Below are 12,139 nucleotides of genomic sequence, written 5' to 3'. Positions count from 1 at the left end.
CCCACGCCCCGCAGGCTTCAGTGGCCGCTGTGCGGGGCTCGGGATGCATCGTTGGCCCGGCCGGCTAGTATCCAGGCCAGGGTGACAACGCCCAGCGACAAGGCCAGGGCCAGCGCTGCGCCGGAGGCGAGCAGCAGCGGGGTGTGCCAAAAGAACGGTGCGATGACCGCCGCTAGCACGGCATTGAACCCGGTCTGGATGAACAGTTGCAGCGACGATCCCAACCCCCGCCACTGCGGTACGCAATCCAGCCCCGCCAGCACGATGGTGGGCTGGACCAGTGCCATGCCGAGTGTATAGACGAACAGATAGGGTAGGTACCAGCCGGATGCCGCGGGCGCCCAGCGGCACAGGGCGAGATTCCACAGGCTGGCCATCGTCATAATGGCGAACCCAGTTGCCAGGTACCGCCTGGCCGACCAGCGCTGCGCGAAGCGACCGGACAGGTGGGAGCCCAGCATCATGCCTGCAGTAGCCGGACCGAACAGCCAGATGAAATCGGTTTCCTCCAGCCTCAGGTGACGCGCCAGGAACACTGGGGCGGACAGCACGTAGATGAAGAAGCCGGCGAACATCAGGGCGAAGGTGACCGCCCAGAGCATGAACGGGACGTTCGACAGCACCTGCCGGTAGTCCGCCAGCAGGGCCCTGCCCGAGAAAGGTTGCCGCTCGCCGGGCGGCAGCGTTTCCGGAAGGTGGAAGATCACCATGGCCAACAAGGTCAGGCCCATCGCCGTCAGCAAACCGAAGTTCGCGCGCCAGCCCATCCGGACCTGTAGCCAGCCGCCCAACACCGGACCTACGGCGGGGGCCAGCGCGAACAGCATGACCACTAGCGCATAGAGGCGCTGCGCGGCGGCGCCCGTGTAGAGGTCGCGGATCACGGCCCGGCCGACGACGATGCCGGCGCCGGCGGAAAGACCCTGCAACACCCGGCAGACATATATCTGCTCGATGCGCGTGGCGCAGGCGGCGCCCAGGGATGCCAGGACGAAGGCTGACAGCCCGGCGATCACCACCGGCCGCCGTCCCAGGCTGTCGGAGAGGGCGCCATGCCAGAGCGACATGAAGGCGAACGCGGCAAAATACAGGGACAGGGTGATCTGCAGCTCGATGTCCGTCACGTCGAACACCGCCTCCATCTCCGCGAAGGAGGGCATGTAGATGTTGATGGTGAACGGACCCAGCATCGCCAGGCCGGCAAGGAGGATGGGCAGGAGTCTCGCCGTGGCGGGGGAAATCAAGGGAAGCCTTCCGTCGTTGACCGTGGCAGGTGCCAGGCTTTGATTACTTTAAGCAAAAATAAAGAAAGTGTCTAAATTAATTCCGGGCATGCTTCGCCATGCAGCGCAAGGTCGGAGCGTGGTGAATGCTTTTACCGACGGTAAAACGACTGCCCAACTATTCGCAGGCGGTTATTGCTAGCGTGGAATTCCCGGTGGCCTGCCAGACCGGCTGGCACAGCCTTGGGCCGTTCGCCGTCCGATTGCGAGCAAGGCGTAGCGGCCCGACGACAGGTTTCCCGAGGACGTCTGAAACTCACCATAAACAGCGACGAACAAGAACAATCAACCCATGAACAACTACAACAGAGATTTCGATGTGATAATCGTCGGTGGCGGCACCAACGGTCTGTCGGCCGGCTGCTACCTGGGGATGGATGGCAAGAGGGTGCTGGTGCTCGAGGCGCTGGACAAGGTTGGCGGCATGGCTTCATCGGGCTACCTGATACCCGAGGCGCCCCAGCATCTAGTGCACCCCTGCGCCATGGACATGATGTCCATGCGTGTGCATGCACATGTGCCCCGTGAGTTGGAGCTCGCGCGGCATGGCTTCAAGTCGATCGAGCTGTCGCCGGGCTACGTCTACCTGCATCCCGACGGTACCTCGCTGGTGTTTTGGCGCGATAGACAACGGACGGCTGCGGAAATCCGTCGCTACAGCGCGAAGGACGCCGAGGCGTTCCTCGAATTCATGAAGGTCGTCGACCTGTTCCTCGACATCGCCCTACCGATGATGCGAGTCGACCCGGCGCGTACCAACCTTATGACCAAGCTGAAGGTGGTGGGCACCGCGCTCAAGCACCGCAAGCTGAAGCCTGAGCTGATGGCCCTGATGACTGGCTCCGCCCACCAGGCCGCGCGTGAGCGCTTCGAGCACCCGGTGACCATTTCCGCCATGTGTGCGCTGACCGGCCTGGCCGGCGACATCAGCGCCGACGGTGGCGGCATCTATTACGCCCTGCTTGGCTTCCTCCACCGCTTCGGTGTTGGCCGAGTGATCGGCGGCATGCAGCAGCTAAGCAATGCCATGCGCGAGCGCCTGGAGGAGCTGGGTGGCCAAGTCATGACCTCGGCCCGCGTCGGCGAAATCCTCGCCAGCCACGGCAAGGTCCGGGGTGTCAGGCTGGCCGACGGGCGTGAGTTCACAGCACGCGCGGTCATCGCCGGCTGCCACCCCAAGGTGGCGCTAGAGATGGTTAGCACCGGGGAACTGCCGAGGAACCTGCTGACCCGCATCGCCCTGGCACCGGCCAACGCCAGGGGTTCGGGGCCGTTGAAGGTCGACCTAGCGCTCGACGGGCAGATTTCCGTGCCCCGTTTCGAGGCCGCCAGGGGCGACGATGTCGATCTGCGCAAGGCCTGCCTGATAATCGGCACGGAGGAGGCGGTGTTGGAGAACTTCGCCGCCAGCGCCCGTGGCGAAGTGCCGCGCCTGCCGTATATCACCATGGTTGCACCCAACTCGGTGGACCCTTCGCAGTCGCCGCCGGGACAGGACGTGCTCTACATCTATCCGCCAGTGATGCCGGTCGCCCCGCGCGAGGGCTGGGACGCGCTCAGGGAGCGGGTGGCCGACCAGGTGGTCGAGCAGCTGTCCGAATACGTCGAGGGTATCCAGGGGCATGTGATTGGTCGCTGGATCGAGGCGGCGCCGGACTTCACTGCCCGCCTGAATACGGTGAACGGCTGTGTGGTGCATATCGACACCACATCCATGCGTTCCAGCGCCATGCGTCCAGCCTATGGGCTCGGCGGCGACACGTTGCCGGTCGAGGGGCTGTACCTCGGCAGCGCCGGCATCCACCCGGGCGGCGGCGTCAACGGTATGGCCGGGCGGCTCGCGGCCAGCCGGGTGAAGCGCTACCTGGCGAAAGCCGGCGGAAAGTAGACGGCGGGCGCGCCGGCACTAGCCGGCGCGGTCGTTTACCTCTGCGCAATGCTGGCGAGTATGAAATCCGCGGAGTGCTGGCGCCAGGTGGTTATGCCTTCCTCGGAGGCGGTGTCCAGCCCTGCCAGCGCCGACATCGAATAGCGGTTGGTGAACCAACCGGTGGTGACCAGCGCGGCGGTGGCGAGAAACAGCCGGGGGTTGATCCCTGCCTTAAAGTCCCCAGCCTCGGCACCGCGGCGGAGAATGCAGTCGAGCTTGTCAATAAGCGTCGGCGTCAGCTCCAAGAAGTGATTGCGTGGGGTCTGATGGGTGTCGTGGTAGTGGATGCCCTCCAAGGCCAGGGCGCCGAGAAGCGGGTCATGACGATACTGGTCGAAGAAGTGGTTGAGCATCCTGCGCATGGCCTGCGTCGGAGGCAACGAATCGATATCCAGTTCCACCAACTCGGACATGACACGCTCCGAGCACTCGTCCAGCACTGCGACGAACAATCCTTCCTTGGAGCCGTAGTAGTGGTAGATCAACTGCTTGGTGATCCCCGCCTCGCGGGCAAGCTCCTCCATACGCACGCCTGCAAGTCCTTTCTCCGCGAACTCTAGGCGAGCCGCCTCGATCAGGCGTCGGATCGTATTGCGTTTTCCGGGTTCGTTCTGCACAGGAGTTTTCACCCTGGTCCCCTTATGGCAGCGATGTGCCGACGTACTTCGTTTGACCTTGGGTAAAACGAATCGAGTCGCAGAAAAAAAGCAGCCCGTTAGTATCCCAAGTCAGTGATTCCGAAAGGATACCGCTACTTGTGGCCTGGCGAGCAAGCCGGCGTGTTTCCAAATGAATATCGCAGCGAGACCCTCGCCCCGCGATGCTGCTGGCCTGTCCTCGTGCCGGCGTCGGTCGACTTCGACAACAACAATTCCACAGAGTGTTGAATCTCATGAGCACCAATAGCGCTTCTGCCGTAGATCTCAAGAAAAACTACTCCGCAGTCTCCGAAACCTATCGCGGCACCGATCTGGACATTCATGCCGTATGTCGCGAACAGCGGCTGAAGTCACCAATCTATGAAGGAGACTTCATCGCCCAGTTTGGTGTCCCGACCAATGCCGGTGTTCAGCAGGGTACCCGACCGACTTTCGCTCTGTTTAAGTACCAGGACGTAATGGCCGTGCTGCGCGACGGCAATACCTTCACCAGTGGTTTCATCGCCGAGGGCCTGGGGGCCTTCTTCGACGGCCTCGTGATCCTGGCCATGGACGGTGAGCCGCACCGCAAGGTTCGCGCCTTGCTGCAGCCGGCCTTCATGCCTGAGAGCGTGAACAAGTGGCGTGGGCAGATTGACGAGTTGATTCGTGAGGAATTCCTCAAGCCTCTGGTGCCGCAGAAGAAGGCCGACCTGATGGAGTTCGGTCTGGAGTTGCCGATCCGCATCATGTACGCCCTAATGGGATTCCCCTCGGACGACCCTTCGAAATATAAGCAGTACGCTGCCTGGGCTCTGGCCATGGTCGGCGGCAACCAGATCGACCCGGCTAAGATGGAGGAGGCCCGTAAGCAGGCCGGTATCGCGGTCAAGGGGTTGTATAACGCTATCCAGGAAGTTGTGGTGCGCCGCCGCGCCGAGGGCAGTGAAGGCGACGACGTGGTTGGTCGTCTGCTGCGTGCCGAATTCGAAGGTCGCACCCTGGACGATCACGAGGTGATCACATTCACCCGTTCGTTGCTTCCCGCTGCTGGTGAAACCACCACTCGAATGTTCGGTTCGGTGATGGCTTTGCTGCTCACCACGCCGGGTCTGCTGGAGCGAGTGAAGGCAGACCGCTCGCTGATTCCCAAGTTGATGGACGAAACTGCGCGCTACGAACCGGTGGCCACTTTCAAGGTGCGTGAGACGGCAAAGGACGTGGAGTTCCACGGCGTGAAGATCCCCAAGGGCTCCTTCGTTCAATGCTTGGTGGTGTCCGCCAATCGTGACGAGGACGCCTTCGAGAATCCCGAGGTGTTCGACATCGACCGCAAGCTCAAGCCTTCCTTCGGCTTCGGTTTCGGCCCGCACATGTGCATCGGCCAGTTCATCGCCAAGGTCGAGATCAGTTGCTCGATCAACGCCATCCTCGATCTGCTCCCCAATATCCGCCTCGACCCGACACAACCTGCTCCTGTCATCGAGGGCGCGCAGTTGCGTGGCACCGCGTCGCTCCCCGTGATCTGGGACTGAGCATCGATATCCCCGTTGCCTTAGGTGCATTTCGACAATAACGACAAGAGACGATTTTCATGAGAGCGTTCAAAACGATTCCAGAGCGCGGCGATTTCGGCTTCCAGCAGCTGGTCGGCCCGCACCAAGTCACCGGCGCTGCGATAGGCGGCAGCCGCGGCTTCTTTGGGCTGCAACTGAGTAAGTCCGCGCCGTTCGGCTCAGTGCGTGACGAGGACGGCAACATCTATTCGTTCGTGCGCTCTCTGCTGGCCCCAGGCGGCACGCCGAACCCGACCAAGTTCTTCTACCTGAATAACCATGTCGACGGCGTCAACCTGCGCATGGACCACGAGAAGATGGCCCTTCAGGCGTTGACGCCGATGCCGGTGCAGACCCTAGACGGCGACACCGTGCGCTGGACTAACCAGCCCGGCGAGGCCGGCAACGGCTGGGAGATCACCGCCAACAGCGAGCGCTTGACCTGGCGGGAAGATGGCTTGTTCCAGCTGGAGGGTCGCCTGCTCGGTCCTGGTCTGCAGTGGTATCTGCCGGGGGTGGAGTGGGGCACCTTCTATGTGTCGCAGCTCTGGGAGCTGGCCGGCGTCTGCGAAGGTAGGCCGGTGAAGGGGGCGATGGCGCTCGACCAGTTCTACATGGCTGAGGGTGGCGCGATCCACTTCAAGAAGGACCTGGTGGTCAACAACAACAAGCATGTCCTGTGGTGGTCGTTCGTCACCGTGTACAAGGACGGAAGTTGGGATGCCGGCTCCTTCATGGTTGGTCACGACCACCTGGGCTACGCGATCTTCAGCAACGACAAGGGCGAGGTGCGCGTCACCACCGATATCGAGGGGCAGACCCGGCACAAGGAAGGCAGCTATTTCCTGGAGTCGGCGCGGATCGTTCTCGATAGTAAGGAAGAGTGGGAGTTCCTCCCCGACCCCAAGGGCGAAATGATCGACTTCGTCGGCGGCTTCCCGATCACCGCGCAACAGGAGGGGCGCTGGCGCCGGGTGGGTGATACCCGCGAGCCCTCGCACTGGCTGGGCTGGGGCGAGTCCGACCGGCGCAACGGATCGGCGCGTAACGTGCCGGGCCGGGATCTCTGACCCAACCTGACGAGCTTCCCGCGGCTTGATTGCCGCGGGAGTTTTCCCGAACAAGAACAACACCAGAGGAAGCAGGCGATGAGGTTTAAAGACAAGGTGGTGCTGGTCACCGGCGCCGGGCGTGGCATGGGGCGCGCAATCGCCCTGGCCTATGCGCAGGAAGGGGCCAGAGTGGTAGTGTCCGCACGCACGCCACGTCATGGCGAGGAAACCGTCGCGCAAATCACGTCGCTGGGAGGCGAGGCCCATCTGGTCGGCGGCGACATCGCCGATCGCGCGGCTGTCAAGGCCATGGTCGAGGGTGGCATGGAGCGCTTCGGCGCGCTGGACATCCTGGTGCATTGCGCCGCCGATACGGCGCGTGGGTTGATCAGCGAGATGGCCGACGACACTTTCGATCATCTGGTGCGCAGTAACATCCAGTCGCTGTTCTGGCTCGCCAAGGATTGCGCCCCCTACCTGTCCAGGGCGAGCGACAAGGGCCGGGTCATTTTCATCTCCTCCGGTGAGGCCAATCGCAAGTACACGCCAACGCTTATCCCCTACAGTTCCAGCAAGGCGTTTATGAACGCCTTTGCCCGTGGGCTGGCCGTAGAGTTCGGCGCGTTGAACATCCTGGTCAACGTGATCGAGCCGGGGCTGATCGGCACGGACCATATGTTCGAGTCTCTGGGCGAGGAACTGCCGCACCGTCTGGCCGGACACTTCCCCGTTCCACGTCTGGGGCAGTCGGCCGATATAGCCGCCGCCGCTTTGTTTCTGACCTCCATCGAGGCCTCCTACATTACCGGCACCTCGCTGCTGGTTGACGGTGGCGCCACCATGGTGGCCATGCCGAAGGTCGAAGAAATCCTCAAGGGACGTTGAGCCCGAAAAGTACGGCCCGACTGCCACGGCGGGCCGAGATAGGAGTCCTCGCATGTCCGATACATCCACTTCGCGCGAGCGGGCCGCCATTGACCTCGCCGAGTTCAAGCGTGGCTGGCGCATCCTGCTATTCGGCCTCGTCGGCATCTGCACTAGTATCAGTGCGGGCCTGCTCTACGGCTTCGGCACCCTGGTCATTCCCCTTGAGCAGGCCTTTGGTTGGAGCCGAGGTGAATTGCAGGCGTCAATCACCTTCCTGTTCGCCGGTGTCGCGATCTCCACTCAGTTGGTAGGTCCGTTGTATCGCTGCTTCGGCTTGCGCCGGGTGGCAATCTTCTCGATCGTGCTGCAGGTGATCGGATATACGGCGATCACCCGGATTGAGCATTCCATCGGCTGGTTATACCTGGCGTTCTTTGCCATGCCGCTGGTTTGCGCGGGAACCATCGCCATCACCTGGACGCAACTGGTCAACCTGTGGTTCGAGCGCAACCGTGGCCTGGCCCTGGCGGTCATTCTCTGCGGCACCGGAATGATGGCCGTGGTGTTGCCGCCACTGCTGGCCAGGCTGATCGCACTGTTCGGCTGGCAGGCGGGCTTTTTCACTCTAGCAGCGCTGCCGTTGCTGTTCACCTTGCCGATGGCATTGTTGTGGATGCGCCTGCCGAGCGAGGTCGGGTTGGAGTCGCTAGCGGGGAGCGAGACGGTATCGCAGATGGATGGTTTCAGCTTCCGCCAGGCGCTGCGATCACCGGTCTACTGGAGTTTCAACGTTGCCCTGATCCTCTCGGTGTGCCTGACCGTCGGCATGGTCACCAATATCGTACCGATGCTGCAGGGGAAGGGGATTTCCGCCCAAGCGGCGAGTCAGATTTTCAGCAGCTTCGGCGTTTCCATTATCGCCGGGCGCTTGCTGGTGGGTTATCTGCTGGACCGTTACCGACCGATCCTTGTGGCAGTGATCAGTCTGGCGCTGCCAGCCATCGGTTGTGCGATCTTTCTGTTCGGTGACGTGCAAAGCACGGCGCTGCTGGTGCTAGCCACCTTATGCATCGGTGCCAGCGCCGGCGCGGAGTTCGACTTGGCGGCTTTTCTCATGGCGCGTTATTTCGGGCTGCGCGAGTACGCGCGGATCTTCGGTCTGCACTTGGCGCTGATCACCATCGTCTCGGGGCTGATGCCAGTGTTCTTTGGCTACCTCTACGATGCCTACGATGGCTATTCGGCGGTGCTGCTGTGCTGCCTGGCCTGTTCCATCATCGGCCCGTCGATGTTGCTCTGGTTGCGGCCGGCAGCGGCGGTTGTGGCCCAACAACAGCCCACCTGAACGGGTGTGCACAAATCCGGCGACTGACTCGCCCATGGAAACCGAGGAGTAATCAATGAGTGCGCAAGAAGCCATCGAGCATTTCCTGCATGGCCAGATCGAATGCTGGAACAACGGCGACAAGGAGGGATTCTTCGAGCATTACCGTCGGGTGTCGCCTGCCGGTCTGAGTATTGAGTACGTCGGCCGGCCGCTGCCGACCGATCCCTGGCAGATCCTCGAAGGAATGTGGGAAAACCAGCAGCCGCGCTTCCGCGTAGAGGTCAAGGAAACCATTATCAACGGCGAGGAAGCCGCCTGCCACCATCGCAATGCGCTGCGCGACGGCAGCGGCGGCATCGAGACCATCGAGCTGTACCGTTTCCAGAACGGCAGGTTGTGGGTGCGCTACTTCATCAAGGCGTGAGGGGGCAAAGCGGAGCGCGACGACGGTCGCGCTCTGTTTGCACAGCGGTCAGCTACCGTTTGCCCCAGCACCAGATAGTTTTTTGACGTCGAGCAGCCGAGTGGCCTGTCTGGGATAAATTTGGACAGTGCATTGGCAATTGTTCCGTTACTCCCCCAGTCCCCGGCGTGGCTGCCGCTGGAGATTCAGCACCAGTAGCAGGCCGGTGGCCGATAGCAGAGCGGAGCAGAAGAACACCTGCTCCAGGCCGTAGCCGGAAACCACCAGCCCCATCAACGGTCCAGCCAGCCCCACCGCCAGGTCGAAGAACAACGAAAGCGTGCTTAGGGCCGAGTTGCGATTGGCATGTGGCGTGCGTGCCAGGGTTTCCACCGCCAGCCCCGGATATACCCAGGAAACGCCCAGGCCGGCCAGTGCCGAGCCGAGGATGGCCACTAGGGGCGAAGGCGCCAGCCAGACGAGCAGCAGGCCAAGTGTCTGCACCGCCATGCAGGCCGCGACCACTGGGTAGCCGCCGAAGCGTGACAGTGCATTGGGCGAGGCCAGCCTGGCGAAGATGAAGGCGATGCCGAAGGCGCTCAGGCAATAGGCCGCGTTGGCCCAGCCCTGGTTGTCGAAGTACAGGGCGATGAAGGCGGTCAGGCTGCCGAAGCCCACGGAACTGCAGGCGACGGCCAGGCCGTTGGGCAGCGCGGTGAGGAAAACGCTGCGGAACGGCAGCCGCGCGCCCGACAGCAAGGGCGCGGGGCGACGGGTCTGGGCGAACAGCAGGGTCAGGAAGCCGAGCAGGGTGATTCCCATACCGATGCCGGCAAGCCCCAGGTGATCCCGCATCAGTACGCCGAGCGGCGCGCCGATGGCGGTGCCGCCATAGGCGGCGATGCCGTTCCAGGACATGACCTGCGCGGTGCGTGCGGTGCCGTGCAAGCCGATGGCCCAGGTACAGCAGGGCGTGGAGATCAGGGCCGAAGAGAGGCCTTGGAGGATGCGCCCGGCCATCAGCAGCGCCAGGCTGACCCAGGGGGAAGCCGGCAGGACGAACGCCAGCGCCGTTAACAGGCCGCTGCTCGTCAGCACGGCCAGCCCCGCCATCACCGTGCATTTGGCGCCAAAGCGGTCGGCAAGCTGGCCGGCCAGTGGACGCGATAGCAGGGTCGTCAGGTATTGCGTGCCGATCACCAGGCCGGCTACCGCGCTGCCGAATCCCAGGGTGTTCAGCACATGGCCAGGCAGCACGGCCAGCGGCAGTCCGTTGCTGATGAAGGAGACGAAATTGAAGCATACGATCGAGATGATCGACAGGCCGGTGGGGAGTGATTGGCTGCGGGCGTTCATTGCATTTCGTCTTGTGCGGACGTGGAGTCGGCGAAGACCCGACGCCTAGGGGCCCGGGGTTGGCGAGGCGTGTAACGACGAGGGGCTGGGCACCCGGCGCCCAGGCCGAAGCCGCACCCAGGAGTGGGCGCGGCACCGGATGGTCAGTCGCGGTTGGCGGCTTCCCAAGCCTTGAGCTCGAAGCCCTCGGCGGCGGCCTCGGCAGCGGTCAGCCTGGGTGGGCGAGAGAGGATCTTGCGCGCGGACATGTGGTCCCCTGGTCGGTTGCAGGATTCCACCGCGATCAACTGGTCGTTGCGGAAGCACAGCACGGAGAGCTGGTGGGTTTCCGGAGAGCCAAGGGTGACGGTGCTGTCGTAGCCGGTGGAAAGCCCAGCGATCTGCAGCTTGAGGTTGCCCTGGTCGGTCCAGAACCAGGGCAGCGCACTGTACGGGGCCGGTTTGCCAAGCAGGCGGGCGGCCACGTTGCGGGCCTGGTCGGCGGCGTTCTGCACGGATTCGAGGCGGGTCGGACGCTCGTCGTTCTGCATGCAGGGGAAGCAGGCGACGTCGCCGATGGCGGAGATGTGCGGGTCGGAACTCAGCAAGTTGGAGTCCACGCGGATGCCGTTCTCTATGGCCAGGCCCGCTTCGTTGGCCAGTTGGGTGTTGGGGATCACTCCGATGCCAAAGACCACCAGTTCGGCCGGCAGCTTGCGGCCGTCCGAGGTTTCCACCGCGCTTACCTTGCCATTGTCACCTTCTATGCGAGTCAGGCCCTGGCGGAAGTCGAACTTCACCCCCCAGGCCTCGTGCGCCTGGCGGAACAGTTGGGACATCTCCGTCGATACGGCACGCGCCATCGGCCGATCGCCGAGTTCCAGCACGTGCACGCTGGCGCCCAGTTCGGCGGCCACCGCAGCAAATTCAAGGCCGATGAAGCCGGCGCCGACCACCACCACGTTGCGTACCTCTTTCACCAGTGGGGCGAGGGCATCGGCATCCTGCTTGGTCTTGACGCCGAATACCCCTTGCAACTCGGCACCGGGTACTGGCAGCGGACGGTTGTGCGCGCCGGTGGCCAGTACCAGGTGATCGTAGGCGGCCGCCTCGCCGGAGGCGAGCAGAACTCGGCGATTCTGCCGGTCGATGGCCGTCGCCTGGTTGTGGATCAACTCGATGCGCTGGGTGGTGAAGAACTCGGTTGGACGAAACAGCAGGGCGTTCTCGTTGATCTTACCGAGAAGGTAGGCCTTGGACAGCGGTGGGCGCTGGTAAGGAAGGCCAGGCTCGTCGCCGATCAGGGTGATGCTTCCGTCGTATCCCTCCAGACGCAGTGAGGCAGCAACCTGGAAGCCGGCTTGGCCAGCACCGACGATGACTACTGAGGCGAGTGACATGGGAACCTCTTCTTCAGAATTGCGACGCGGGCAGGTGCAGCACCAGGCCGTCGAGTTCTTCAGTAATGAACACCTGGCAGGTCAGGCGGCTGGTATCGCGGCGCTCGAAGGCGCAGTCGAGCATGTCGTTTTCGGTGCTGTCCGGAGCCGGGAGGCGCGCCAGCCACCCCGCGTCGACGTAGGCGTGGCAGGTGGCGCAGGCACAGGCTCCGCCGCAGTCCGCAGGGATGCCGGGAACGGCGGCGAAGGTGGCGGCCTGCATCACCGATTGGCCAATGTCTGCGGACACCTTGTGCTCGGTACCGTTGTGCTCAATGAAGGTCAATGTGGGCATGGTCTTCTCCTAGG

The 12,139-nt window shown here is 63.1% G+C and carries 11 protein-coding genes; 6 read left to right on the top strand and 5 right to left on the bottom strand.

Features of this window, described 5'->3' with window-relative positions:
* Positions 1 to 17 precede the first annotated feature (17 nt).
* Positions 18 to 1,244, bottom strand: coding sequence for a multidrug effflux MFS transporter (locus tag FFS60_RS16025; RefSeq protein WP_137822515.1), 1,227 nt, complete (start codon positions 1,242 to 1,244; stop codon positions 18 to 20).
* Positions 1,245 to 1,575: 331 nt separating this feature from the next.
* On the opposite strand from FFS60_RS16025, the gene FFS60_RS16020 reads away from it, so the two are divergent.
* Positions 1,576 to 3,171 carry an NAD(P)/FAD-dependent oxidoreductase gene (locus FFS60_RS16020; protein ID WP_137822514.1) on the top strand — a complete coding sequence of 532 codons (1,596 nt, stop codon included), beginning with the start codon at positions 1,576 to 1,578 and terminating at the stop codon, positions 3,169 to 3,171.
* A 35-nt stretch (positions 3,172 to 3,206) separates the two neighbouring features.
* Here FFS60_RS16020 and FFS60_RS16015 read toward each other — a convergent pair whose 3' ends face one another.
* Positions 3,207 to 3,842, bottom strand: coding sequence for a TetR/AcrR family transcriptional regulator (locus tag FFS60_RS16015; protein ID WP_137822513.1), 636 nt, complete (start codon positions 3,840 to 3,842; stop codon positions 3,207 to 3,209).
* 263 nt (positions 3,843 to 4,105) lie between these two features.
* Here FFS60_RS16015 and FFS60_RS16010 point away from each other — a divergent pair, with 263 nt between their 5' ends.
* The 5 genes from FFS60_RS16010 to FFS60_RS15990 all read left to right on the top strand — a co-directional run bounded on the left by FFS60_RS16010 (position 4,106) and on the right by FFS60_RS15990 (position 9,077).
* Complete coding sequence (locus tag FFS60_RS16010; protein ID WP_137822512.1) at positions 4,106 to 5,386, top strand: cytochrome P450; 1,281 nt, start codon at positions 4,106 to 4,108, stop codon at positions 5,384 to 5,386.
* A 59-nt stretch (positions 5,387 to 5,445) separates the two neighbouring features.
* A complete protein-coding gene (locus tag FFS60_RS16005) occupies positions 5,446 to 6,477 on the top strand; it encodes a hypothetical protein (RefSeq protein ID WP_137822511.1) in 1,032 nt (343 codons plus the stop codon).
* 78 nt (positions 6,478 to 6,555) lie between these two features.
* The gene (locus FFS60_RS16000) at positions 6,556 to 7,344 is read left to right on the top strand and encodes an SDR family NAD(P)-dependent oxidoreductase (protein WP_137822510.1); all 789 of its coding nucleotides are present in this window, start codon (positions 6,556 to 6,558) and stop codon (positions 7,342 to 7,344) included.
* Positions 7,345 to 7,396: 52 nt separating this feature from the next.
* Positions 7,397 to 8,671 (top strand): MFS transporter, encoded by a 1,275-nt coding sequence (locus FFS60_RS15995; RefSeq protein WP_137822509.1) that lies wholly within the window; start codon positions 7,397 to 7,399, stop codon positions 8,669 to 8,671.
* A 55-nt stretch (positions 8,672 to 8,726) separates the two neighbouring features.
* Positions 8,727 to 9,077: a nuclear transport factor 2 family protein gene (locus FFS60_RS15990; protein ID WP_137822508.1), complete on the top strand. Its 351-nt coding sequence runs from the start codon at positions 8,727 to 8,729 to the stop codon at positions 9,075 to 9,077.
* Between the two features lie 147 nt (positions 9,078 to 9,224).
* On the opposite strand, the gene FFS60_RS15985 is transcribed toward FFS60_RS15990, so the two are convergent.
* The 3 genes from FFS60_RS15985 to FFS60_RS15975 all read right to left on the bottom strand — a co-directional run bounded on the left by FFS60_RS15985 (position 9,225) and on the right by FFS60_RS15975 (position 12,125).
* A complete protein-coding gene (locus tag FFS60_RS15985; RefSeq protein ID WP_137822507.1) occupies positions 9,225 to 10,412 on the bottom strand; it encodes an MFS transporter in 1,188 nt (395 codons plus the stop codon).
* Positions 10,413 to 10,555: 143 nt separating this feature from the next.
* Positions 10,556 to 11,791 (bottom strand): NAD(P)/FAD-dependent oxidoreductase, encoded by a 1,236-nt coding sequence (locus FFS60_RS15980; protein WP_137822506.1) that lies wholly within the window; start codon positions 11,789 to 11,791, stop codon positions 10,556 to 10,558.
* Between the two features lie 13 nt (positions 11,792 to 11,804).
* Positions 11,805 to 12,125, bottom strand: coding sequence for a 2Fe-2S iron-sulfur cluster-binding protein (locus FFS60_RS15975; protein WP_137822505.1), 321 nt, complete (start codon positions 12,123 to 12,125; stop codon positions 11,805 to 11,807).
* Positions 12,126 to 12,139: the final 14 nt, after the last annotated feature.

The organism is Pseudomonas sp. D(2018) (assembly GCF_005502555.1).
Taxonomy (GTDB): Bacteria; Pseudomonadota; Gammaproteobacteria; order Pseudomonadales; family Pseudomonadaceae; genus Metapseudomonas; species Metapseudomonas resinovorans.
Note: the sequence above shows the minus strand (reverse complement) of the source record. Positions and strands in the feature narration are given on the sequence as shown.

Excerpts from the sequence above, each read along its gene's own strand:
- FFS60_RS15985 (WP_137822507.1), bottom strand. The coding sequence starts at position 10,412 with ATGAACGCCCGCAGCCAATCACTCCCCACCGGCCTGTCGATCATCTCG.
- FFS60_RS15980 (WP_137822506.1), bottom strand. The coding sequence starts at position 11,791 with ATGTCACTCGCCTCAGTAGTCATCGTCGGTGCTGGCCAAGCCGGCTTC.
- FFS60_RS16005 (WP_137822511.1), top strand. The coding sequence starts at position 5,446 with ATGAGAGCGTTCAAAACGATTCCAGAGCGCGGCGATTTCGGCTTCCAG.
- FFS60_RS16020 (WP_137822514.1), top strand. The coding sequence starts at position 1,576 with ATGAACAACTACAACAGAGATTTCGATGTGATAATCGTCGGTGGCGGC.
- FFS60_RS15975 (WP_137822505.1), bottom strand. The coding sequence starts at position 12,125 with ATGCCCACATTGACCTTCATTGAGCACAACGGTACCGAGCACAAGGTG.
- FFS60_RS16000 (WP_137822510.1), top strand. The coding sequence starts at position 6,556 with ATGAGGTTTAAAGACAAGGTGGTGCTGGTCACCGGCGCCGGGCGTGGC.
- FFS60_RS16010 (WP_137822512.1), top strand. The coding sequence starts at position 4,106 with ATGAGCACCAATAGCGCTTCTGCCGTAGATCTCAAGAAAAACTACTCC.
- FFS60_RS15995 (WP_137822509.1), top strand. The coding sequence starts at position 7,397 with ATGTCCGATACATCCACTTCGCGCGAGCGGGCCGCCATTGACCTCGCC.
- FFS60_RS15990 (WP_137822508.1), top strand. The coding sequence starts at position 8,727 with ATGAGTGCGCAAGAAGCCATCGAGCATTTCCTGCATGGCCAGATCGAA.